The organism is Suicoccus acidiformans (assembly GCF_003546865.1).
In the GTDB taxonomy this organism is placed as follows: domain Bacteria; phylum Bacillota; class Bacilli; order Lactobacillales; family Aerococcaceae; genus Suicoccus; species Suicoccus acidiformans.
In genome coordinates, this window is sequence record NZ_CP023434.1 from 1675554 (window position 1) to 1701010 (window position 25457).

At 42.0% G+C, this 25457-nt stretch carries 20 protein-coding genes and 2 pseudogenes; 3 read left to right on the plus strand and 19 right to left on the minus strand.

The genetic code is table 11. The annotated features are described in order from the left end of the window. Positions 1-168: 168 nt before the first annotated feature. The 13 genes from CL176_RS07885 to CL176_RS07945 form a co-directional block, all read right to left on the minus strand. Entirely contained in the window at positions 169-2010 is a 1842-nt protein-coding gene (locus tag CL176_RS07885; protein WP_118990814.1) for an acyltransferase family protein, read from the minus strand. A gap of 9 nt (positions 2011-2019) precedes the next feature. Beyond that, a complete protein-coding gene (gene obgE / locus CL176_RS07890) occupies positions 2020-3333 on the minus strand; it encodes a GTPase ObgE (protein WP_118990815.1) in 1314 nt (437 codons plus the stop codon). A 30-nt stretch (positions 3334-3363) separates the two neighbouring features. After that, complete coding sequence (gene glyS / locus CL176_RS07895) at positions 3364-5403, minus strand: glycine--tRNA ligase subunit beta (RefSeq protein ID WP_118990816.1); 2040 nt, start codon at positions 5401-5403, stop codon at positions 3364-3366. 15 nt (positions 5404-5418) lie between these two features. Then, the gene (glyQ, locus tag CL176_RS07900; RefSeq protein ID WP_118990817.1) at positions 5419-6309 is read right to left on the minus strand and encodes a glycine--tRNA ligase subunit alpha; all 891 of its coding nucleotides are present in this window, start codon (positions 6307-6309) and stop codon (positions 5419-5421) included. A 242-nt stretch (positions 6310-6551) separates the two neighbouring features. Continuing rightward, positions 6552-7340 carry a DNA repair protein RecO gene (gene recO / locus CL176_RS07905; RefSeq protein ID WP_118990818.1) on the minus strand — a complete coding sequence of 263 codons (789 nt, stop codon included), beginning with the start codon at positions 7338-7340 and terminating at the stop codon, positions 6552-6554. 97 nt (positions 7341-7437) lie between these two features. Next, positions 7438-8343 carry a GTPase Era gene (gene era, locus CL176_RS07910; RefSeq protein ID WP_118990819.1) on the minus strand — a complete coding sequence of 302 codons (906 nt, stop codon included), beginning with the start codon at positions 8341-8343 and terminating at the stop codon, positions 7438-7440. A gap of 12 nt (positions 8344-8355) precedes the next feature. After that, positions 8356-8739 (minus strand): diacylglycerol kinase family protein, encoded by a 384-nt coding sequence (locus CL176_RS07915; protein WP_118990820.1) that lies wholly within the window; start codon positions 8737-8739, stop codon positions 8356-8358. After that, the gene (gene ybeY / locus CL176_RS07920) at positions 8723-9202 is read right to left on the minus strand and encodes an rRNA maturation RNase YbeY (RefSeq protein ID WP_118990821.1); all 480 of its coding nucleotides are present in this window, start codon (positions 9200-9202) and stop codon (positions 8723-8725) included. The genes CL176_RS07915 and ybeY overlap by 17 nt, the downstream gene beginning before the upstream one ends. A gap of 9 nt (positions 9203-9211) precedes the next feature. After that, entirely contained in the window at positions 9212-11437 is a 2226-nt protein-coding gene (locus CL176_RS07925) for an HD family phosphohydrolase (protein WP_118990822.1), read from the minus strand. A 17-nt stretch (positions 11438-11454) separates the two neighbouring features. Then, positions 11455-12420: a PhoH family protein gene (locus CL176_RS07930; protein WP_118990823.1), complete on the minus strand. Its 966-nt coding sequence runs from the start codon at positions 12418-12420 to the stop codon at positions 11455-11457. 131 nt (positions 12421-12551) lie between these two features. Then, positions 12552-12995: a GatB/YqeY domain-containing protein gene (locus tag CL176_RS07935; RefSeq protein WP_118990824.1), complete on the minus strand. Its 444-nt coding sequence runs from the start codon at positions 12993-12995 to the stop codon at positions 12552-12554. Between the two features lie 23 nt (positions 12996-13018). Further along, positions 13019-13192: a 30S ribosomal protein S21 gene (rpsU, locus tag CL176_RS07940; protein WP_118990825.1), complete on the minus strand. Its 174-nt coding sequence runs from the start codon at positions 13190-13192 to the stop codon at positions 13019-13021. Positions 13193-13320: 128 nt separating this feature from the next. Further along, on the minus strand, positions 13321-13764 hold the full coding sequence (locus CL176_RS07945) for a Fur family transcriptional regulator (RefSeq protein ID WP_118991601.1): 444 nt from the start codon (positions 13762-13764) through the stop codon (positions 13321-13323). Between the two features lie 104 nt (positions 13765-13868). Here CL176_RS07945 and CL176_RS07950 point away from each other — a divergent pair, with 104 nt between their 5' ends. After that, complete coding sequence (locus tag CL176_RS07950; RefSeq protein ID WP_118990826.1) at positions 13869-14687, plus strand: pyruvate, water dikinase regulatory protein; 819 nt, start codon at positions 13869-13871, stop codon at positions 14685-14687. 194 nt (positions 14688-14881) lie between these two features. Here the strand turns inward: CL176_RS07950 and CL176_RS07955 are convergent, their stop codons facing one another. The 3 genes from CL176_RS07955 to hisS are packed head-to-tail and all read right to left on the minus strand — an operon-like array spanning position 14882 to position 18917. Further along, complete coding sequence (locus CL176_RS07955) at positions 14882-15787, minus strand: deoxyribonuclease IV (RefSeq protein ID WP_118990827.1); 906 nt, start codon at positions 15785-15787, stop codon at positions 14882-14884. A 9-nt stretch (positions 15788-15796) separates the two neighbouring features. Next, entirely contained in the window at positions 15797-17590 is a 1794-nt protein-coding gene (aspS, locus tag CL176_RS07960; RefSeq protein ID WP_118990828.1) for an aspartate--tRNA ligase, read from the minus strand. A gap of 4 nt (positions 17591-17594) precedes the next feature. Beyond that, positions 17595-18917 (minus strand): histidine--tRNA ligase, encoded by a 1323-nt coding sequence (gene hisS, locus CL176_RS07965; protein ID WP_118990829.1) that lies wholly within the window; start codon positions 18915-18917, stop codon positions 17595-17597. Positions 18918-19366: 449 nt separating this feature from the next. On the opposite strand from hisS, the pseudogene CL176_RS07970 reads away from it, so the two are divergent. Next, positions 19367-20443 (plus strand): annotated as a pseudogene (locus tag CL176_RS07970) (IS30 family transposase). 293 nt (positions 20444-20736) lie between these two features. Here CL176_RS07970 and CL176_RS07975 read toward each other — a convergent pair. Together CL176_RS07975 and CL176_RS12730 are read right to left on the minus strand one after the other, a co-directional pair. Next, positions 20737-22311, minus strand: a complete 1575-nt coding sequence (locus CL176_RS07975) for a Vga family ABC-F type ribosomal protection protein (RefSeq protein ID WP_118990830.1) — start codon at positions 22309-22311, stop codon at positions 20737-20739. A gap of 474 nt (positions 22312-22785) precedes the next feature. After that, a pseudogene (locus CL176_RS12730) lies at positions 22786-22992 on the minus strand (hypothetical protein); the annotation flags it as partial. A gap of 531 nt (positions 22993-23523) precedes the next feature. Between CL176_RS12730 and CL176_RS07980 the strand changes: the two are divergent. Next, positions 23524-24834: an N-acetylmuramoyl-L-alanine amidase gene (locus CL176_RS07980; RefSeq protein WP_162890895.1), complete on the plus strand. Its 1311-nt coding sequence runs from the start codon at positions 23524-23526 to the stop codon at positions 24832-24834. A gap of 163 nt (positions 24835-24997) precedes the next feature. Here the strand turns inward: CL176_RS07980 and dtd are convergent, their stop codons facing one another. Next, positions 24998-25450, minus strand: a complete 453-nt coding sequence (dtd, locus tag CL176_RS07985) for a D-aminoacyl-tRNA deacylase (protein WP_118990832.1) — start codon at positions 25448-25450, stop codon at positions 24998-25000. Between the last annotated feature and the right edge of the window lie 7 nt (positions 25451-25457).

Sequence of the window (25457 nt, forward strand, 5' to 3'; positions counted from 1 at the left end):
GGAGATATTATTTTCAGCATGGGTTGTATAAATATGCAGTGCAGCTCAGTGTTATAAAGATTTTTTGAAAGGGGAAATTTATGCTACAAAGAAAAACCGAATCATCCGCCCAAGCCGAAGCCTTTTGGCGAATAATTCGGATTTAAAAATATCTCTATATAACTTGTCTTAACGCTGTCCGTAGACTTCCTGAGCGATAAACACCGCTAGCTCTTTGGCACCTTCTTTATTCGGGTGTGCACCATCTTCATACATCCACTCCGGATGATCGTTAGCATATGTTTCCCAGTCAATAACATGAACATTCCCATATCTCTGTGCCGCGTTAAAGAGTTGACGGTTTACGTCATCATTCCACGGTCGATTTACATTCGCCGTGACGAAATAATGGTCGCGGTCGGTACCTACGGCTTGGATGTAATCATCCAATTGATTCTGGGTAAAGGTTCCGTTAGACCCAAGCATGGTCACAACTGTCGATTGCAGGAGATTACTTGTCTTAAGCTGTTCAATCGTATCGACACTCCTGTACAGTTGACGTCCTACCTCTCCCTGGATAATAGCTTTGGGGAAGACTGTTTGAATATCTTCAGCCGCAGCTAATAAGATAGAATCCCCAACGAAGGTAACATCTAAGCCACTGGCATAGAGTGTTTCTTCTTGGTCCAGACCTTCGATATTATTAATAACCTTATTTGTTTGAGTGCTCTCATCTTGCGTTTGATCAGCTAACTCCTCGTTAGAGACAATAACTGATTGCAATTCTTCAGCCGTATCAGACCGTGATTCTGGCGCTGCCAGTACCCCGATACTACCGATAATAAACACAATAGCATAAATACCTGTCAAGACCTTCACAGCCGTTAACTGTTGCGGGTGTTTCTTCAAGAAGTTAAATTGCATTTGGCTTTTCTTCAAGTTAAAGTGCTGTCCTAAAGGCAATTGGATACGTTGCTGTTCAAAGATTTGGTAAGAGAATTCAGCTACAATAATCAAGACCAGCATTTGGATAAGAGTCAGCCAGGTCATGGATTTAGCTAAATTGCCCATCACCGTCGGTAGTACTAAATATATTGCGTAATACCAGAGGTAGTAGGAGAAGCTGCGCCGGCCTAACCATGCTAAGGGCTTGAAGCTGAGTAGCTTATGCCAAATAGTATCAGGATGAATGGCGGCGATTATTAATAAGCCACTCGTCAAGGTAAACAGTGTCATCCCGAAACGATAGGCAAAAGCTTGCGTACCATACATAAAGTTAACCATCAAGAACAGCATAATAACCGCTATCAGGCCAATGCCATTCAAGACTAGTTTCGGCTTAGACGCCAAAGGCTTCGCTTCTAATTTAGCCGGAAATATAAAGCCCAGTGCCCCTCCAAACGTATAGGCAGATGCCCGGGTTAATAAATCATAATAAACCCGAGTCGGATCGCCCCCTTCGGGATACCAATAAGCCATCAAGAACGCCGAAATTAAAGACACCACCAGCAAGAAGTTAGCCGCCACCGCAGGTCTGCGGTTCCAAGAATAGAACAATTTCACCGCAATCGGGGTTAAAAGAAGCAGCTGTCCCAAAAGCGAAACATACCAAAGATGCGTAAAGGCACTTGGATTCGCTGCCTGTACGAAATAAGACTGCTCTTGAAAAATTTGATAGTAATTATTCAAGAAGACCAGACCCGACAGGGCCATATTGCGAATATTAAAGAAATACTCCCGGGCAAACAACATAATAAAGGTGGTCACCGTTACAATCATTGCCAACATCGGGAAGAATAACCGTTCAAAGCGCCTCCGGTAATAACTGCGAATTTTCGGCTGCTTGCCTTGGCTATCCGCAATATAGAAATGCCTGAAATTAAAGAAACCGGCAATCACTAAGAACAAATTAACAGCCAAATAACCCCCGGGAACAATGTGTTGAAAGAAATAGTAGCCTAGAATAAGTAGAATCGCCAAGCCTTTCAGCCCGTCGAACACATCTAAGCGTTGGGTATTGCTTTGTTTCATTCCATTCACCTACTCCATGAACTCAAATTGGAAGCCTGAAAGTTCAATGGTATCGCCATTCTTAGCACCTGCTTTACGCAAGGCATCATCAATTCCCATGCCGCGCATTTGTCTAGCAAAGCGGGCTAAACTTTCATCATGAGCCGTATTCGTCATGGCAAAAAGCTTCTCAATTTTGGCTCCGGTGATTAAGTAATAGTCTCCATCTAAGCGATGGACTTCGAAATCGGGTTCCTCTTCTTCCAAACCATAGTGTACAACGCTCTCGACTGTCTCCTCTTCCAAGGGGATAAATTCCGTCTCACGAACAATTTCTTCCGTTCGATCCAACAATGCCTGCAGTCCCTTAGCTTGCCATCCACTAATTTGAAATTGCTCGGCTTGTGTGAGTTCTGGATGCTCTTGGTAGTAAGTCGCAATCTTAGCTTGAAACTCTGGCAAATTCTCTTGGGCTTCAGCTAAGTCCATCTTATTTAAGACAAGAATCATCGGCCGTTCAAGAATTCGCTCGTGATACGTTCCCAACTCGTCCATAATCTTGACAAAGTCCTCAAAAGGATCGCGCCCATGACTGGCAGCCATATCAATCACATGCAAGATGACTTTAGTTCGTTCAATATGCTTAAGAAATTGTGTCCCTAGACCTACGCCTTGGGAAGCACCTTCAATAAGTCCAGGCGTATCAGCCACGACAAATTCGCGGTCGACGCCCATTTTGACTACACCGAGATTCGGTTCTAAGGTTGTAAATTGATAATCAGCAATCTTAGGCTTCGCATTACTAATGACGGAAAGCAAGGTAGATTTCCCGACACTCGGATAGCCTACTAGGGCTACGTCCGCCAGCAATTTCAACTCAAGTTCTAATTCAAATTCCTCACCCGGTTCACCATTTTCGGCAATGGATGGTGCCGGATTCTTATGGGTCGCAAAACGCATGTTACCGCGACCACCCCGACCACCTTTGGCTACGACTAGACGTTGGCCATGCTCAACCAAATCGCCGAGCAAGGCTCCTGTTTCGCTATTTCTAACTAGGGTACCTGGCGGGATTTTCACAATTAAATCTTCGGCTGAACGACCGTACATACCTTTGCTCATACCGTTTTGGCCGTTATCAGCTTTAAAGTGACGATTGTAGCGGAAATCTACCAAGGTTCTCAGACCTTCATCCACTTGAAAGATGACGTCGCCACCTTGCCCACCATCACCACCTGCAGGCCCCCCATCGGGTACATATTTCTCTCGACGGAAGGCAACCATTCCATCGCCGCCTTTGCCGGCTTTGACATTTACTTTAGCGAAATCTAGAAAAGTCGACATAGAGCACCCCTCCTTTCTGTTTCATTCGGCTTAAAATTTACTAATTAAGGCGCGTGCATCTACTAAATTAAGTATCCATTGACTCAAGTTCGCTAAGGTTACTTGACGATTGTGGCGGATTGTGGCATCTTCAGCATTCACCATATTATTTTCGAAATAATCACTAATCACTGGCACCAAGTCATGCAATTGTTGAAGTTGCTCAGCAATTGAACCTTCTTGGGAAAGGTCTTGAATCGCTTGAATCAGCGCTGTTTCGGATTCTGTTTCAGCTAAGTCTGGATTCATTGCGCCGGTTATTTCGACTTGGCTACCTAAGTTTAAGACGCGACTCATGGCTTCAACAAATTGACGATACGCTTCTGGAGCTTCCTTACGTTTCGCCTGAAGGTTTGTGGCAACTTGGATCGTCTCTAATACATTTAAGTGATTGGCTGAGGTCGCTCCTTGGATAATATCATGAGCAATGCCATCTTGTTGTAAATGCTGGATAATACGTGCTTGAATAAATTCAATTAATTGCTGGCGCTCTGAACTTTCTGTCATTTCTTTCTCGATAACAGCTAATAAGTCAAAGTCCCACTGCTGATCCCAAATAATTTCAACTAAGCCACTAGCTTGCCGTCTTAAGGCATATGGGTCGTTAGAACCAGTTGGAATAAGACCCGCCTGGAAGTACTGCATTAAAGTATCTAATTTATCCGCTGCTGCTAAGAGCGCACCAGCTTGAGTATCCGGTAAGGATCCGCCACTTTGGGTAGGCATATATTGGCTGCCAATCGCCTGAGCAATAGCTTTAGAAAGTCCGTAGTGTTCCCCGTACAACTCGCCAACCGTGCCTTGTAGCTCTGAGAATTCATCCACCATCAAGGTCATTAAATCATATTTATATATTTCAGCCGCTTGGCTTGCTGCTTGCCCTGCTTCAGACTCTAGTGCTCCTGTTAAATGCGGTAAGAATTGCTCTTCAATTAAAGCTTTCACACGCACTTGCTTGTCTGCTAAAGAGCCAAGTTTATAATGTTCGTTCACATGCTCCAATTTAGCAACATAAGTTTCCAATGGTAACTTCAAGTCTTCCTCATAGAAGAATAAGGCGTCTTCGAGTCGTGCCTTTAGTACTTTGAGATTCCCTTTAATAACATTCTCAATATGCTCTTCATTCCCATTGCGTACGGAAATGAAATATGGCAGCAGCTCACCCTTGGTGTCTTCCACATAGAAATAACGCTGGTGATCGCGCATCGCTGTCTTGAGTATAATACTTGGTACTTGTAAGTAATTCTCATCAAATTGCCCGTAGAAGGCGGTTGGCCATTCAACAATGGCAGTTACTTCTTCTAATAAATCAGAATCTTGGGGCACATGCCAGCCATTCTCTTGGGCAATGGCCTCAACTTGTTGACTAATAGTGTCTTGGCGCTTCTCAAAGCTTGCGATAACCTGCTCATTTCTCAAGGCACTCTCATATTCGCTCGGATGCGAAAGTTGAACATTCTTACCAATGAAGCGGTGGCCTCGTGTTTGATTACCCGCCTTCACCCCTACAAAACTTAATGGCAACACCTTTGAATTATATAAAGATATTAACCAGTGTACCGGCCGGATATAAGCTACGTCATAGTCATGCCAACGCATCGATACTGGGAAAGTCATCGCCTTGATAACTTGATCAATATCTTTCAACACTTCTTCACTAGCTAAACCTTCCACATATTTGTCAGCAAAGACATACATCGTTCCATTCACATCTTCTTCAAGCAAATCATCCACTTCAATTCCTTGACCGCGGGCAAAACCTAAAGCTGCTTTAGTCCAGGCCCCTTGGTCATCTTTAGCAATATGTAAAGCAGGACCACGATTATGCTCTTGAATGGCTTCTTGTTGCTCTGCCAAGCCATTCACACGAACGGCTAAGCGACGAGGTGTCGCAAAGCGATCGATAGAAGTATAAGATAAACGATTCTCTTCCAGAAATGCCTCAACACGCTCCGCTAATTGATCTCTTAAGGAGAGGACAAAGCGTGCTGGAATTTCTTCCATTCCAATTTCTAATAAATAATCTGCCATGGTTGACCTACCTTTCTATGCTTTACTTTCTTCTTTCAGCAATGGGAAGCCTAAAGCTTCACGACTCTCCACAAACCGTTCTGCAACACCACGGGCAAGCTTTCGAATTCTAGCTAAATACCCAGCCCGGTCGGACACTGAAATAACACCTCGGGCATCCAACAAGTTAAAGGTATGCGAGCATTTAAGAATATAGTCATAAGCCGGATGAACGAGTCCCTCAGCTAGCAAGCGTTGGGCTTCCTGTTCATAGTTCTCGAAGTGTTTATGTAACATATCTGCATCACTGATATCAAAGGAATACGTAGAATGTTCAAATTCTGGTTGCTTAAATATATCGCCGTATTTAACGCCCGGGGCCCACTGCAAATCGTAAACATCGTTTACGTCTAGAATATACATAGCCAAGCGTTCAAGCCCATAAGTCAACTCACTCATGATCGGGTCGCACTTCAAGCCGCCGACTTGTTGGAAGTAGGTAAATTGGGTAATTTCCATGCCATCAATCCATACTTCCCAACCAAGACCTGCACATCCTAAAGACGGATTCTCCCAGTTATCTTCAACAAAGCGAATATCATGTTCTAAAGGATTAATACCTAAAGCCACCAAGCTATCCAAGTATAACTCTTGAATATTTAAAGGCGAAGGCTTCATAACTACTTGAAACTGATGATGCTGATACAAACGATTTGGGTTCTGGCCATAGCGCCCATCAGCTGGGCGGCGTGATGGCTCAACATAAGCTGCGTTCCAAGGCTCTGGACCAATGGCTCTAAGGAAAGTATACGGACTCATCGTTCCCGCACCTTTCTCCGTATCATAACTTTGCAATAAAAGGCAGCCCTCTTTCGCCCAATAATTCTGTAATGTGAGAATAATATCTTGCATTGTCTGTGGCTTCATTTCTTTTCCTCCTCATAAAAAAGGCCCTATGATTAAGTCTACACTCAATCATAGGGACGATCATCTCGCGGTTCCACCCTAATTCCAACCAAGGTTGGCTCTTTTATCTTCAATTCAAACGTAGAAGCTACCATTCGACTCGCTTTGGCTCTCACTTTCCCAAAGTCGCTGGACTGTCTTCTTTCAATGCGCTCCTAACAGTGCATTTATTCTACTAACTTTCTTAAGAAAAGTCAATCTGTTCACTGATTTTTCTTCCGTTTCGCTAGTAAGGCCTGGCTCAGCGCCTCACTCTTCTTCAACTCCTCTAAGTAACGCTTACTACGCAGGCGTATCCCGACATATTCCCGGTATATCTCATCGACAATCCGCCGCATTTGGGCCAAGGTTGCTTGACTTAAATCCATCCGCTGAATCGCTCCAATCGGCCGACTTGCCAGTATTCGTAAGGCAAAGACTGCCCTGGGATCGGCATGTAAGCGATAAGCATCCTTATCGAAATGCCTTGGACAAAGCAAACCTTGCTGGCGTAAACTAATATCTAACGCTTGATCAGTTACTTGACAATAGAGACAGCCTTGCCAATTCCAATAAATTCCGAAGAATTTCAGCAAATGCAACTCCGTATGCAAGGTAATAATTGCTGGATCTAAATCCTGATTGATTGCCTCTAAGGCCCCGAGCAGTATTTGATAAACGGCGGGATTAGGCTCAGCATCCTCTAAGGCAGCATCCGTAAGTTGGGTCACATACGTTGCATAAGCCTGCCTGAGGTAATCACTTTGAATTTGCCGAAAGAAATTCAAAGTCTCCCCTTCTTGCAAAAAGGAGAGACCATCCGCATGAATTGTACCAATATAGCGATTATACGTCAGAGGAAGCAATTGACTTCGCAGCTTATGATTGGGCCGGTAAAGCCCCTTCACAAAAAACATCTTTGTCCCAAAGGGTTCGGTGAAAATCTTAACCAAGCCATCATTTTCTTTATACTTGCGCTCAAATAACACAATCCCATCGAATCGCTCTTGCATCCTCCACCTCCTTACGCCTTAGCTTGCCGTGCAGTTCATGCTTTTAACTTGGCCCAAAGTATAAGGCATGAATTGATAATCGTACCAGAAATCCCTATCAATAATCATCAGGCCGATAACCTAAGTCCATTAGCTGACTCTGGCGTTCGCGCCAATTGTTCTGAACTTTAACCCATAAATCTAAATAGACCTTATCGTCTAGCAAATGCTCAATATCACGACGAGCTAGTTGGCCAATTTTCTTAATCATCTTACCTTGCGCTCCGATAATGATACCCTTCTGGCTTTTGCGTTCAACGATAATAGTGGCTTGAATTTCAATTTTACCATCTTCGTTTCTTTGCATCCGCTCAACTTGAACGGCTACAGAATGTGGAATCTCTTCACGTGTTAAAAGCAAAATTTTCTCGCGGATAAATTCTGCTACAACGAAATATTCAGGATGATCCATAACTTGATCTGCCGGATAGTATTTTGGACCTTCTTGGAGAATCCCTTTGATTCCTTCAAGTAGTTCCGGCACATTATCACCTTCAGTCGCACTGATTGGATAAATTTCATCGAAATCATATTCCTGACGATAGGATTCAATAATCGGCAATAAATCTTCATGTGAAACGAGGTCAATCTTGTTAATTAATAGGAAGACAGGTACCTTCGTACTTGCAGCCCGTTCAATGACAAGGCGGTCTCCCGGCCCAATGGGTTCGCTGGCGTTAACTACAACTAAAACCCCATCCACACCTTGCAAGGCAGAATACGTTGTCTTCAACATAAAATCACCTAAAGCATGCTTAGGCTTATGAATACCGGGTGTATCAATAAAAACAATTTGAGCCGTTTCGTCTGTGTAAACCCCTTGAATTCTATTACGCGTCGTTTGGGCTTTATCTGACATAATAGCGATTTTCTGGCCTACGAAGCGATTCAATAGGGTTGATTTACCGACATTCGGCCGTCCGATGATCGCAATAAAGCCTGATTTAAATGTTTGTTCCTTCATAACTCCTCCATTCTAAATAAGTAATTTCATATATGGTATAAAGATTATTAAGCCTATAAGCGCCGCTGTCAAGGCCGCTAGCAGTACTGCCCCTGCTGCAATATCTTTAGCTCGTTTCGCTAAAGGTAATTCTTGCCCTTGCGCTACAAGGTCTACTACCGTTTCAATCGCACTGTTAAATAGTTCCGCCGAAAGGACCAGACCACTAGCAAGTAAGACAGCGAGCCATTCCCCTAGTGTGATTTGGAAATAGAAGCCCGCCCCTATTGTCAACAGGCCTATGCACAGTTCTATGCGTAAATTGCGCTCCGTCTGAAATGCTTGGTAAATACCACTTATTGCGAAAGAACAGCTTTTAATAAATTTCTTTAGCGAAGCTTTAACGGGAGAGGCCATAATTATCTAATACTTTCTCTTGAATACCAAACATCTCTGCTTCCTCTTGTGGCGTCTGATGGTCATAGCCATTCAAGTGTAAGAAACCATGCACCGCTAGAAATGCTAACTCCCTTGCTTGAGAATGACCATATTCCTCAGCTTGCTCCTGCATTCGTGGGTAAGAGATGACAATATCTCCTAGGTGTCTTGGCATATTTAATACCTTCAACAAGTCGCCAAAAGCTAAATCCAGCTCATCTTCCCCTTCTTCTAAGGGAAAGCTTAGGACATCGGTCGGCCGATCGACTTGGCGGTACTGTTGATTCAAAGCATGAATGGCTTCATTCGAGACGATGGACACGTCTACTTCAGCATCTTCAGGCAATTTTAAGGCCTTGCCAGCTTCAGTCAGAATATTTCTAAGCAAATCTGACTCCTGCTCATTTAAATAATTGCCTTCATCGATAATCGTTACGTTCATTTACTCACCTCAATCTTTCGGATACGAAATACGAGAGTGATACATACCCGAAATATTATTAATTAAGGACTGGCGTACCAATTTCACTTCATGGAACGTAAGTCCCGACTCTGAAAACTGGTCGTCTTTTAACTTGTCGCAAATAATGGAATCCACTAAATTCTCAATGGTTTCCAATTCATAATCTTTCAAACTACGAGACGCTGCCTCAACCGAATCTGCAATCATAATGACCGCCGCTTCTTTACTTTGTGGCTTAGGCCCTGGATAGCGGAAATCAGCCTCATCTACATTCGGATTATCCTGCTTGGCTTCATGGTAAAAGTACCCCACCCGTGTTGTACCATGGTGTTGCATGCAAATATCAATTATAATTTGCGGGAAATGGTGCTCTTCCATTATGCCTCTCCCTAAAGTTACGTGGCTAATAATAATTTCAGCACTTTCTTTAGGGGTTAATTTTTGGTGGGGGCTTACCATATGGGCCGGCACATTCTCCGTAAAAAACATCGGATGAATCGTCTTGCCAACATCATGGTAGTAACTTGCCACCCGCGCAAGCAGGGCATCCCCACCAATGGCAGTGACCGCATTGGAACTCAACGTCGCAACCATCATACTATGGTGGTAAGTTCCCGGCGCTTTCTCACTAATTTCCAGCAGTAAGGGATTATTCAAATTAGAAAGTTGATTTAAGACCAAGGTCGAGTGTTGGCCAAACCACGCTTCCCAATATGGTTGGATAAAGAAATAAGCAGCACCCGCAATGAATACATTAACAGCTGCGATGGCCAGGATAAAGGCAGTTTGCTGCATATCACTTAGGTAATTCAAGACAGACAAGATAGGCACCATGACAATGCCATGCAGCAATAAGCTCATGCCTATATGCAAGCGTTGTGTTGCTTTGCGTTTCTGAATTAAGGCTACCAAGAAACCAAGTAAGCTACTTAACAGATAAAAGAGAACAATCAAAGTTATGTCAATGATACTATTACTTGAGATAAAGAAATTCGCAAATAAATTAAAGAAGATTATCTCAAGAATCGATAATTCTTCTGACGTATAAGGCAATAGTAGAATCGGCATAATATAAATGGGACATAACAAGAGGGCATGTTCCAAGTTGTTCTGCTGCAGTAGACTTAACAGCTTCAAGACACTTAAGATTGCAACCATCGAGACACTATACACCGTTAATTGGGCATTGGCTGATAATACATCTTGCTTGCTTCCAACTAATTTCTGTCTGAAATGGACTAAAAGAGCCAAGGCTTGAATGAGCACTAAGGCATAGAAACCATAGCCAGCTGAGCGCATCGCTCGCCGGTCTAAATAACCGAACAAATCCAACTGACGCATATCGTCTTGATCAATGACATGTCCTTCTTGAACAATAATCTGTCCTTGCAGAATATAACTTGGCTGGACAGAGTTGGCCACTTGTTGACGGCGTTCCTCGGTTTCTTCCTCACTATATACCATCGTCGGGATAATCAATTGTTGCAATAAATCTTGAGTGACTTGCCGACTTTCAAAATTCAAATTCAAACCATCCAGTTGCGTACGCGCTTGGGCGATTATCTGTATAATTTCATTGGCATGAATTGGCTTCGACAAGGTAGAATCGAGTATTTGTGCGGTTGCTTGATTAATCGTCGATAAATCATTATCTGACATTTCGACCAAGGACACAATCGATTCCCTGGGTATCCGTGTCAGCAAATTAACCACGGAGTCATCATAATGGCCTGAGAAATAATATAACAAGGCAAATAATTTCTCGCTCTTCTCTAATTGACCGAAGATAACGTCCTGTTCATCTGTCCGTTCTGCATTAATTTCTAAGGCGATATAGCGTTGCATCCATTCTTCTTCCGCTTCAATCTCCTTTAAACTTTCCGTTGAATAACGCTCTTTACGTACATCACGCAAACCTTGGAACAATTGCTCCAATAAAGCCAATTGACTTTCACGAATATTCGGCTGATAAACATATACATCAGCAACACTATTACGCGCTTGTTCACGGTTACGTTCCGTCATCTCCACATCTTCAATTGTGGTTGGCGCTTGAATTGTCGTTTCAGCAACTTGATTTAATTGGAAATTATATTGCTGGGGCAGTGTCGTGCTATAGCCTAGCAAAATCACAAACAGTGACAGTATAATCAGCACAATGAAGAAATAATACTTGCCAGCTTGTGACTGCCACTGTTCTAATCTTGTCTTCACAGCAACCTCCTTGCTAATTAGTCATCATGTCGGCGATAGGCTCGAATAATATCGGCCACTACCGGATGACGGACTACGTCATATTCATCAAAGGTTACAAATTTAACCCGCGGAATTCCCTTCAAGGTCTGCTGTGCATCTACCAGACCTGAGCGTACCCCTTTGGGTAAGTCGATTTGAGTATGGTCGCCATTTACAATCATCTTCGAGCCGAAGCCTAAGCGCGTCAAGAACATCTTCATCTGTGCAATTGTCGTATTCTGCGCTTCGTCCAAGATAACAAAGGCGTCATCTAAAGTTCTCCCCCGCATATAAGCAAGCGGGGCAATCTCAATCACACCGCGTTCCATCAAACGATTCGTTTGCTCAGTCCCATAGATTGTATACAAAGCGTCATACACGGGCCTTAAATATGGGGCTACCTTCTCCTTTAAGTCTCCAGGCAGGAAGCCCAAGCTTTCGCCAGCCTCTACCGCTGGACGCGTTAGAATAATTTTCTTTACACGACCTTCACGCATAGCCTCTACGGCCAGCACAACGGCTAGGAAGGTCTTGCCTGTGCCCGCCGGACCAATCCCAAAGGTGATATCATGAGCTTCAACTGCACGCACGTACTCAAGCTGCCCGAAATTTTTCGCTCGGATAGCTTTGCCTTCATAAGTTCGACCGATTACCTTCTCATACAAGTGAGCGAAATAATCTAAAGAGCCTCTTTTCGCCATTTTAATTGCTGTTACAATGTCCGGCATCTTAACAGGGACACCCGATTCGAGTAGTTGAAGCAGGTTCAGAAAGATTTGCCGAACAAGTTCAACCTCTTCTTCCTGCCCTGAAATCGAAATAATTTCGCCACGGTTGGCAATTCGAACCGGTAATTCTTCTTCAATGAGCTGAATATGCTTATCGCGGTTACCTAGGAGAGCTACGAGCCAATCACTATTAGTAACCGTTACTTGCTTATTCACTTCGTTTAATTCGGTCAATCAACAATCTCCTTTTTATGTAATATAGTGCTATTGTATCACAGGAAAATACAAAAAACACCCTGCATCGACTCTGAATAAAGCCCCCTAAGACAAAAAAGACCTAGAACTTAATCTAGATCTTCCATGTATTAATGTAATAATTCCTTAACAATGGCATTAACCTTTGAACCATCCGCTTGACCCTTCAAGCGAGCCATGGCAGGTCCCATTACTTTACCGAAATCGCTTGGAGAACTTGCGCCCACCTCTTCGATAACATCTTGAACAACTTGACGAATTTCTTCATCAGATAATTGTTCAGGCAGATATTCTTCGACAATCACAATTTCAGCTTTTACTTCTTCGACTAAATCTTCACGTCCAGCTTGCTCAAATTCAGCTAAAGAATCCCTGCGTTGCTTCATCTCACGATTAAGAATCGTCAACTCTTGGTCTCCAGTTAAAGGCTCGTCATGATTCAACTGTTCATTCTGAAGCGCAGCTTTGATCATGCGTAAAACCTTCAAACGATCTTTATCTCTAGCTTTCATCGCCAGCTTAACGTCTTGATTGATTCGCTCTGTCAGTGACATAGTTTCACCTGATCCCTACACAATTAGTATTTACGCTTACGTGCTGCTTCAGATTTCTTCTTACGGCGAACACTTGGCTTCTCGTAATATTCACGCTTACGCGCTTCACGTAGAGTACCGGTTTTAGAAACGTTACGCTTAAAGCGACGAAGAGCGTCGTCTAATGATTCGTTGTCACGAACAACTGTTTTAGACATATAAATCCCTCCTCCCAAGCTTATGTAACCTTTCTTAGACCCAACGATAATGTAATCTAAATAAAGTTCATGGTACATTATAGCAAACTAAAGCTTGATTTCAAGTTTTTTTGCAAAAAATATGATCATTACTGACAGTCTGCGCATAAGCCAAAGACTTCAAAGCGATGAAATTCAATCTGGACCCCTTGCAGTTCATCTTCCAATAAATGCATCGGACAATGATGAATCGGAATAGATTTACCGCATTTCGTACAAATAAAGTGATGATGGTGATGGTCTCCTATGCAATGAATTTTAAAGAGTTGTTGCTGGCGGTACTCCGTTGTCTCTAATAAATCACATTCGACAAAGTCATATAAATTACGGTAGGTTGTATTGTAACTCATTGTCGGATACTTCTCTCGCAGTATTTCATGAACGTCTTGAGCTGACATATAGTGTTGCTTTTGAGCAAAGAGTTCAAGAATCTCCTTACGCTTTTGTGTTATTTTGAATTGGTTAGCTCTTAGTGTCTCTAATCCCTGTTCTACAAGCTCTTCGTTTGTCTGCTTATGCTCCATTGTATGCATTGTATTCAAAAAACCTCGACTCCCCTCAGACTTTAATGGTATTATAGTACAAATAACATCAAATGTTAAATGAGAAACATTACGATTTACCTAGGAGGATCAGCATGTCCAAGATTTTACACTATTATATTCTTTCGGATTCTGTTGGTGATACCGCTTTAAAAGTTGCCCGCTCTGCCCTTGCCCAGTTCCCTGAAGCACGCACCAAATTACATCGCCATAATTTTGTTAATGACACCGATGCCTTAAATGACATCCTACAGGAAGCGGCGGCCTTAGATGGTCTCGTCTTTATAACCATAGCCGATAATCAACTCGCTAAATATGTCGAACGCTTCTGCATTGAAACAGGCCTCATTTGCTACAATCTTATTCAACCATTTGTCCTGGAAATTCAAAGACGCTTAGAAGTTGAACCTTCTGAAATTGCCGGGGCCCAGCATGAATTGTCCGACGCCTACTTCAAGCGTATTGAAGCGATTGAATTCTGTATTCAATATGATGATGGCCGGGATCCTTCCGGGATGGATGAAGCAGAAATCATTATTATTGGAATCTCCCGCACGGGTAAAACCCCGCTCAGCATGTATCTAGGAACTCTTGGGTATAAAGTGTTAAATATACCTTTGATTCCCGAGAACGAACCGCCTGTAGAATTATTCAAAACCGACAAAAAGAAAATCATCGGCCTGACCAATGATCCTTACACCATTAACCGTCTGCGCGAAACACGTATGATTGAATACGGCATGGATAGTGGCACGCGCTATGCCTCTATCAAACGTGTTGAAGAAGAGCTCAATTTTGCAGATGAATTGTACCGTCAGTTAGATTGTCCCGTTATCAATGTCGTTGACCGAAGCATTGAGGAGTCAGCCACGATTATCTTGGATATTATGAATATGCCGGTCCGCTATAATTAAGCTATATTTCAACCGTTGAGAATAACGTACATTAGCTTTTCAGCGTAAATCCCCCCTATTTTATACTCAATCATAATTATCTTCATTGTGCTACATATTTTTGGGGGGAGTTTAGATTATGGACAATTAAATCAACTTCCAAATACCTATAAGACTTTAAAAGACTGCTTATCCACCAGGGCAAGCAGTCTTTCTTATAATGCTAATTCAGTTCGGATGTCTTCTAATAAGTTTGGATTAAATTCTCCGGCTTTCAGCATGGCAATCTCCTGTTTATAAGGCGGAAGCTTCACTTTATTTTCATCGCTGAGGCTGACCCAAGGCGTTTCAAGTATCTTGGGGATTGCCTTAAAGCGAGGATCATGAACGAATTGCTTCAAGGTAGGATAGCCAATCTGGCCCAAACCAATGTTAGCATGGCGGTCCTTATGGCTACCACAGGGATTGTATGAGTCATTAATATGCAGTACTTGAATGCGGTCCAAGCCAATGATGCGGTCAAATTCTGCTAAGACACCTTCAAAGTCTCCGGTAATATCATAACCTGCGTCATGAACATGACACGTATCAAACGTGACCGATAAGTATTCACTGCGGTCAACGCCTTCAATAATATAAGCCAACTCTTCAAAGCGCGCACCCAATTCCGTTCCTTTACCTGCCATCGTCTCCAAGGCGATTTGGACAGGGAGGTCTGGGTTAATAACTTCGTTGAGTCCATGGATAATTTGTTCTAAGCCCGCTTCAACCCCTGCGCCAACATGGGCACCTGGATGCAAGGTAACCTGCCTTGCCCCAAGGGCATGCGCACGTTTGATTTCTTCTTGAAGAAAGGCTACCGCAAATTCATGATAACCTTCCTTAGTGGTATTGGCTAGATTGACAATGTAAGGAGCGTGCACCGTTAAAGCGTGAATCCCAACTTCCTTCATATAGGCATGAGCTTCTTCAATATGAAATTCATCCAAAGATCTGCGCCTTGTATTCTGTGGCGCGCCCGTATATACCATGAAGACATTTGCCCCATAGGAGGCAGCCTCTTGGGCTGAACCTCGGAGCATCTCTTTCCCCTTCAGTGAAACGTGTGAACCGAGTAACATGGTCACACCCTATTTCTTCTCTTTGCTTTCCCGTAGACGACGAACTGTTAAGTTCAATTCTTTTAATTGAGCACGGTCTACCGTACTTGGTGCTTCCGTCATTGGATCGATACCACGACCTGTTTTCGGGAAGGCAATGACTTCACGAATATTCGGTTCGCCGGCTAGAATCATTACTAGACGGTCTAAGCCTAGCGCGATACCACCATGTGGCGGGAAGCCGTAATCAAAGGCACTCATTAAGAAGCCAAATTGTTCTTCCGCTTGTTGTGGTGTAAAGCCTAATAAATCAAACATTTCTTCTTGCATCTCACGCGTGTGAATACGGATACTACCGCCACCGATCTCATAACCATTTAAGACGATATCATAAGCCCGAGCTAAAGCCTCTGCAGGCTCTGCCTTTAAGGCAGCAACGTCATTATTTTGTGGGGAGGTGAATGGGTGGTGCATTGCTACATAGCGTCCTGCTTCTTCATCGAACTCTAGCAGTGGCCAGTCCGTAATCCAGACAAAGGCTAATTCTTCTGGATTATATAGCTGATGCGCTTTTCCAAGGTAATTACGTAACTCACCCAGAGAATCTGCAACCACTTTAGCTGAATCTGCCATAAAGAAGAGAATATCACCCGGTTCTGCTTGGCTAGGTCCTGCAATGCTATTATAAGCTGCTTCTTCCTTAAAGAATTTCGCAATTGGACCAGTGAAGCCATCTTCTGTTACCTTAGCCCATGCTAAGCCTTTAGCACCGTACGGCTTCACAACATTTAATAAATCATCTGCTGTCTTGCGCGTATATTCATCTGCAAGACCTTTTAAGTTTAAGGCTTTAACTTGGCCACCATTCTCGATCGCCCCTTTAAATACACCGAAATCCGTCCCCTTCACTGAATCAGTCAAGTCGATTAATTTCAAATCGAAACGAATATCCGGCTTATCTGAACCATATTCAGACATCGCTTGCTCATAGGTCATGCTCGGGAAGGCTTCGGTCAAGTCTAAACCACGGGCTTCTTTAACCACATGCTTTAGCATCTCTTCCGTGATAGCTTGAATATCTTCTTCTTCCAAGAAGCTTGTCTCAATATCGATTTGGGTAAATTCAGGCTGGCGATCGCCGCGCAAGTCTTCATCGCGGAAGCATCTTACGATTTGGTAATAGCGATCGATTCCTGCACCCATGAGTAATTGCTTAAAGATTTGTGGCGATTGCGGTAAAGCATAGAACTTTCCAGCTTCACGGCGTGTCGGCACGAGGAAGTCGCGGGCACCCTCAGGTGTGCTTTTGGTTAAGCTCGGTGTTTCTACGTCGATGAAATTAGTGTCATTTAAGTATTGGCGAACTGTTTGGACAACGGTATGGCGTAAACGCAAATTGTCAAACATTGGCTTGCGACGTAAATCTAGATAGCGATAACGTAAGCGAAGTTCTTCATCCGTATCAATCTCATCTTCCACGTAAATCGGTGGTGTTTGGCTTTTAGCCAGGACAACTAAGTTATTGGCCATCAATTCATAACGTCCCGTTGGAATCTTAGGATTTACTTGATCCTCATCACGAAGTACCAATTCACCTTTCACTTCAACAACAAACTCACTGCGCAAGTGATCTGCGGCTTCCATCTGCTCAGCAGGTAAATTCTCCGCATTAAAGACAACTTGAGCAATCCCTTCACGGTCACGCAAGTCAATAAAGATAACCCCACCTAGGTCACGGCGTCTTTGCACCCAACCTTTCAAGACTATCTCTTGCCCAACTAATTCTTCACCGATTAGGCCACAATATACTGTTCTTTTCGCCATATTCTTAAAATCCCCCTTTGAAAAATTCATCAATCACCGATGTATCCATCGTATGTTTGCGATAAACACTTGCAATGTCAGCTAAGACATCCGCCAATTTCTCGGTTGCTTGCTTACCAGTATCTTGGTTTTTCAGTTGTACCAGTCCGTCAGCTAATTCTTGCTCACCAACAGTCATCACCAACTTCGTATTCAGCTTACTAATTGTCTTAAACTGCGACTTCATACTACGACCTAAGTAGTCACGTTCAGCAATTAGCCCGGCCTGGCGAGCCGCTTGGACAATTTGCAAGGTAACGGTCTCAACTTCTTCGCCAAGACCCATCACATAAATATCAACTGGCTCTACTGCTGGAATCTCAATCCCTTGCTCTTCAAGTAAGATTAACAGACGTTCCATACCAATGGCAAAACCTATTCCCGATTCAGCCGGTCCACCAATCTGCTCAACCAATCCATCGTAGCGGCCTCCACCACAGACAGTTGACTGTGCACCAATGGAATCGTCTTCCACAATAATCTCAAAGATGGTATGTTGATAATAATCCAGACCGCGTACAATCGTCGGATCAATCGTATAAGGGATATTCAACGCATCCAAATGTGCTTGAACTTGCTCGAAATGCTTCCGACTCTCATCTCCTAAGAAGTCAATAATCGCCGGCGCATCTTGGCTCAAAGCCTTATCTTCAGGCGCCTTGCTATCAATAATCCGCATCGGATTAGTTTCCAGGCGTTTCTGTGAATCTTTACTTAGCTGATCTTTCACAGGTGTGAAATATTCAATCAAAGCTTCCCGGTACACTTGTCTTTCCTCCGGTTTGCCCAGTGAATTAAGGTAAAGCTTCAAATTCTTCACTTCTAACTCTTCGAAGAAATGCCAAGCCAAAGCAATTATCTCGGCATCTGTCGCCGGGTTGACACTGCCAAATGCTTCGACGCCTATTTGATGGAACTGACGTTGGCGACCCGCTTGGGGGCGCTCATAACGAAACATTGGTCCGATATAATATAGTTTTAAAGGCTTAGCAAATTCTGGCCCATGCAACTTATGCTCCACATAAGCCCGGACCACACCTGCAGTTCCCTCTGGTCGCAGAGCAATGTGACGCTCTCCTTTATCGTAGAAATCATACATTTCCTTAGACACAATATCCGTCGTATCCCCCACCGAACGACTAAACAAATCATAAGACTCCATCATCGGCGTGCGAATTTCTTGATACAAATAACGCTCGAATAAATCTCGGGCAACATCTTCAATATATTGCCATTTATAACTATCCTTTGGCAGAATATCTTCTGCCCCTTTGATTTTCTGAATCATTCATAAACCTCCATTTTGGACAAAAAAATAGTCCATGGCCAACAGCCATAGGACGAATCAACGTGGTACCACCTATCTTCACCTAGTCAGACTAGGTCTTTACTACCGTATCGGGGTAAGCGGAATAACTTTACATTATTCATCTCCGTAGTGTCTTCGTCTTCGTTGATTCTTTCAGCCAGGGAATCAATCTCTATACTTAGACTACTTGTCTACATCTGCGATATACTTATGATATAATACTAATTTACTCATTCATTCACAGAAAGTCAAGCCCTGTTTTTATCGATGTTACATCTCAAGAATTTAGGTAAGCTGTATAAGCAAATGCATAAGAATAAAAGAGGTGGATTCTATAATCAACTTAGCCACCCAAAATAAAAAACATCAAGTGAATTTCATGCTATATTGAAGTTACCACAACTCTCAATAGATAAGGATGAATTTACGTGACGCAAATTCATGATAACACAGCTACTAAAAAAGACACATCTTTCTTATCAAGAACGTTGCCAGATTGCTATTCTTAAACAAGAAAACTATTCAAATCGAGCTATCCCAGCTAGTCTTAATCGGGCGCCCAAACCATTCATAATGAAATCAAGCGAGGGACTGTTAAACAAAAGAAAAAACAAGTCCAGAGCGGCAAAGAGTATGTTTATTACTACACTGTTTATGATGCAGATAAGGGTCAGGCGGCTCATGATAACCAGCGTTTAAATTGTGGAAGATGTCCTAAATGGGCAGATTCTGATGCGTTCATGGAATGGGCAGATGAAAAAATGCTCGAAGATCATTGGTCCCCTGATGTGGTCGTTGGTTTTGCTAAGCGACAAGAGCTATTTGACCCAAAACTGATTCCTAGCACGACTACTCTCTATAATTGGATAGATAGTGGCATTATGCGCACTAAAAATATAGACTTACTGGAGAAACTCTCTCGTAAACCTCGTCAAAAGAAACGGTCAACTAAGGAAAATAAGCGGATTTTAGGAAATTCAATTGACGAGCGACCTGAAGAAGTTAAATCTCGTGATCATTTCGGTCACTGGGAAATTGACACGGTTATCGGGCAAAAAACTAAAGAGGACGAAGTCTTATTAACCTTAGTCGAGAGAATGACTCGTTTTGAAGTCCTCCTTAAGTTGCCGGGTAAGACTTCCGAAGGTGTTTGTTTAGCAGTGTCCCATCTCAGAGAGCGCTGTGGCGATGACTACACTCGTCTATTCAAAACAGTCACCGCAGATAATAGAACCGAGTTTGCTTCCTTACAAGAAGCCCTCCAAGAGATAGTATTCGCCTACTTTACGCACCCATTTGCTTCTTACGAAAGAGGGACGAGCGAGAATCAGCATAAATACATCCGACGATTTCTACCGAAAGGTCAAAAAATATCGGAAATGAGTGATCAGCAGATTTTGCGCATTCAACAATGGATGAATCGCTACCCACGAAAGATCTTGGACTATCAAACCCCTTACGATTGCTTTTTAAAAGCTTTTCGTCAAGAAAGGGCTGCAGCTTAAAATCTGTTCGCCTTGACAACGAGCCTCCGCCGGGCTGGCTTAAAGGCTGGTGAAAGCTGGGTTAGCCAGCTTTGGCCAAGAGCCTACCATCCCGACGCTCATTGTAAAGCCGAACAACCTAGTGCAAATAATTCACATGTAGGTCTTTAGTTTTAACAAAGCGGCTAACTTAATCTTGAAATTTACGACTATCTTTTTAATTAAATGTTTAACATTTCAATATGCATACCTTTTCTAGTACTTAGCATTACTCCTTTTATGTCGATGTCGTTTCATACAGGCAATAGAAGTTTTTATAGTTTTTTAGTCAGTTCTTTCTTTTCTTTCAATAATCTTTGAAATTCATCTTCTAACTCTTGCGAAGGTTGCAAGCTCAATCTACCCAGAACGTCAGATATTTTAGTTTCAATTAGTAAAAGTTGGTCATCACTGTTAGACTTTGTTTTATTCTCCAGCCACTCTTCATATGCTTCGTACGATCCATCGAATACTGTTATCTTACCATCTTTTATATCAATTATTTTTGTAGCTATATTTTTTACTAACATTCGGTCGTGAGTAACAAATAGAATCGTTCCTTGATAACTTTTCATGAATGCTTCTAGCGCTTCTAAAGATGCAATGTCTAAAAAGTTAGTCGGCTCATCTAAAACGAGCATATTCACGTCACTTAAAAATAGTTTAGCTAACGCTAGCTTTACTTTTTCACCACCACTTAATATGCCCACCTTTTTATAGACATCTTTATCCCAAAAATGCATTCTTGCTAAAACTGTTCTTATTAATGTCTCATTCTGACTAGAGGTCGATTGTACATTTTCTATGATTGATTCCTCATCATTTAGGATGGTTAAGTGTTGAGAGAAGTAACCGATCTTAACTTTTTCTGGAATTGTAAATCCTTCGTCTTGCTTAACTATTTTTTTAAGCAAAGTTGTTTTACCTGAGCCATTTTTTCCAATGATAGCAACTTTATCGCCGCCATTTAAATATAAGCTAAAGGGATCCCAGAGCTTACTTCCGCCAATCTCTCCCTTAACATTTTCAGCACGTAACACAGATTGGTTTGTGAATTTTTCTTCATTTAACATATCCATCTTAATTTCAGGTAGCTCTTTCACTTTGTCAACCTTATCCAATTGTTCCAGTCTTGTTTCTAAAGCCTTTGCAGAACCTCTAAGCTTTTTCTGTATGTTGGCGTAGTGGGTTTTAGCACCCTTTATTCTCGCTTCAGATGAACTAAGATTCTTAGGTTTTTTTGTTGCGCGTTGAGCTCTTTCTTCTTTTTGACGTATTGCTATTTCTAATTTTTGTTTCTCACGTTCATACTTTTCAAATTCAGTTTGTTCTTGTTTTTTCAATAAGTCTTTTTGCTTTGCATATTCATCATAATTTCCTTTAAATATTTTTAACGTATTATTTTCAATTTCCCATATTTCAGTACATACATTATTTAAAAATGCCCGATCATGCGATACTACGATAGTTGCTCCTTGATAGTTTCTTATCTTTTTTTCTAACCAAGCAATTCTTTCCGTATCTAAGTGTGTTGTTGGTTCATCTAAAAGAAGCAGGCCTGGGTTCTCATTGAGAGCATTCTGTAAATATTGCTGTGTTATTTCGCCACCACTTTTCTCCAATCTTGATTCTTTAAATTGTGGCACTAATTTCACAGAGGTAAAAGAAGTAATATTACCTTCATCAGGTAATTCTTCACCTGTAATAATTTTTAATAGGCTTGTTTTTCCTGTTCCATTCCTACCTACTAAACCTATACGTTGATTATTATGCACTTGCATTAAATCAATATAAAATAGCAATCTGTCTTGTAATTGTTTTTTGATTGATGCTCCTTCAAACAATAGCATATTCCCATCTCCTTATTTTGAGGGGATATAAAAACCCCCCTAATTCCATTCAGAATAGGAGGTCAGGAAAATTTATAAGCATACACCTAAAAAAGCATTACAAAATTAGGGTAAACCACACTTCACAATTCAATCCTATTCTGAAAATGATACATAAAAAGCTCAACAAATAACCTAGCTTAAGTTATTGATTCACTTTTTTATGTTGATTTTCTTTAATAAATAGGATTAATTGTTCATTGTGATAAAGTAACACCCTTTCTCATATCATTTAATTTCATTATAAGCTATCTATATGGCCCTGTCAACATTTCGATGCTTTACTTAGTCTCGATTGTCAATTTAAGTTAGAAATTTCTACACTATATGATGAGTGATTGAACTTGGTGACACACTTGTGCTAACCACCTTAAACAGCCCCTTCATCAAACTCCTGACTGGTCAAGAGGAAAAGCGCTAGCGACTCTGGAGGAGTCAGGTTCTTGATGAAACCATATTTCTTAAGTAGTTGGCAAAATAGCCAGGTGTTTGATCCAAAAGATGGGCCAAGAAAACCTCCAGGGGAGTGTAGTCGTTAAGAGATTTACGTGGAATGATATGTCGCTTGAAGGTTACTTCCTTAAGAAAGCCTTCATCTACTTCATTAAAATCAGTACCTTTAGGCAGACCATCTCTTCTTAACTTTTTAGCGACTATGTAAGCTTTTTCGTCAATTTCGTAATAGTTTTCTATCCAAGTCAGTTCTTTCGCGGTAAGATGTGTTTAGGCCATTTGGTGTCTGCTTCTTTATTTATGAATGCTCTCATAAATAGTGTAGCACAAATGGTCTTATTTGTTTTTCTAGCTTTATTTTACAATTCAGGTAATCAAAGAACACAAGGAGATTCGCGTCAAGAGTCTCTTCGCTTCTTCTCTTGCCCCCAATCACCTTGTGTTCATTTAAGAGCCAGCGCTTCATTCCTTCAAAATGGAGTAGGAACATTGGTCTAATCAGCTTTTTAGATCGCTATTGTTACACTGGGATTTGGCTAAAAAATATGTATTTGGTTCAGAATGATTACTATTCACTTACATGTCGAAACATAATTTGAATTTCAAACGAAGCCATTATATAATTAAACCATTATTAATGAATGAAGGAGGGAAATTCCCATCGATACCCTCAAAAAACTGTGGCATAAAATTTATACCCCCCGTGTCTTCCCAGGACTTTTGACAGTACTGGTCTTAATCACTACCGCAATATCGATTTCATCGATGACAGCGGATTCAACCATTACTTTGCTAAAGGAATCGGCAGTATTAAGGCATGAGCCCAGTACCAATAGTTCCATGGACGGTACGTTAGAGCATGGTGTCGTACTGCCTGTCATTAATGAATCCGGCGGTTGGGTGCTTGTCCGGATTTCCAATACGGTCCAGGGATGGTTACCGCTTTGGTATCTTGAATCGCCTGAATTAACCAATGATCAAGAAATAGCTGCCTACTTTTCTAAAGAAACGCCGATTTACGCCCAGGAATCGGTTGATGCTGAGCAAATCGGCTTAGCAGAAAGTGATAGCTATATTCCCATTAATTATGAATCGCGTGGTTGGACGCAGATTCAATATGATGGCCAGTACGGTTATGTGGAAACTTCCGCAATTCAGATTGTCCCCCTGAGCCAAATCCCTCAAGAGGAAGAAATAGCTAGCGAAGAGATGAATGGTGCAGATATTCCCCTTGATCATATTGCGATTATGCGTCAGAGTAACCAAGCTTTCTTGTCTCAACCGAATGTCTTCTCAGATATTCTCTATACAGCTTCATACGGTCAACGTTTCGCTGTAGAAAAAATCGTCTATGACGATGCAGGCAATGAATATTACCGCGTTCTTGATGATAAGGGCACCGAAGGTTATATTGAAACACGTACGGCTCAAATGGCGAATGATTCAATTAGCCATGTCGGAAAACCTCAAGCTAAGAGCTTAAGCGAAGCAACCATCATGTTAGATGCTGGCCACGGCGGAGAAGATCCGGGTGCAATTAGTGAAGATCAGCAAACATATGAGAAAGAAATTACCCTAGCTACTGCCAACACCATTCAAAAAGCTCTAAAAGCAGCCGGTGCCACGGTTATCCAAACGAGAACCGACGATCGCTTTATTGAACTTGAAGAGCGAGCTGCCCACAGTAATGCTGCAGAAGTTGATGCCTTCATCAGTATTCACTATGATGCTTCTCCGGTACCAGACTGGCACGGCATTACGACTTATTATTTCCATGAAGCTGACGAGTCGCTGGCCCGCTTCGTCAACCAAGAACTGAGCACCCTGCCATTACCAAATAATGGCACACATTTCGGGAACTATTATGTCTTACGGGAGAATAATTACCCTTCTATTCTGTTAGAGTTGGGCTATATGAGTAATCAGCAAGACTTACCATATATTCGCTCCCAAGACTATTATAATCAAGTCGCCGATAGAATTGTAAATGCTCTGACTGCCTTCTTCCAAAGTGAAGCAGATACAGAATAATGAGCCATACAAAAGCCGAGCAGGTTCCTGACCATGCTCGGCTTTCTTATTTATAAATGTAAATTCCTTTATTTTATACAACGTATACTGAAAAATGTAGTCATATCAATATTCAGTAATGATTGTATTCATTTAGGTATATATTTTTGGATGGGACTTTAGATTATAGATCTTTCTGCTTGGAATCAATTAGAATTGTCATCGGCCCATCATTTGTAATTTCTACTTGCATGTAAGCGCCGAATTCCCCTGTTTCAACATGGAAACCTTGGTCTCGCAGTTCATTATTGAGCGCATCATATAAATTAGATGCATGATCAGGGGCGGCAGCGTTGATAAAACTTGGGCGATTGCCTTTGCGTGTATTGCCATATAGGGTGAACTGACTAATGGAAAGAATATCTCCACCGACATCCTTTAAGGCTAGGTTCGTCTTACCGTCCTCATCATCAAATAGACGCATATTGCCTACTTTACGGGCACAATAAACTACATCCTCCATCGTGTCTTCATGAGTCACACCTACTAACAAGACGAAGCCCTTGGTAATTTCTCCGCGGACTTCATCATCAATAAGTACGCGACTAGCTAAACTTTTCTGAATGATTATACGCATAATTCTC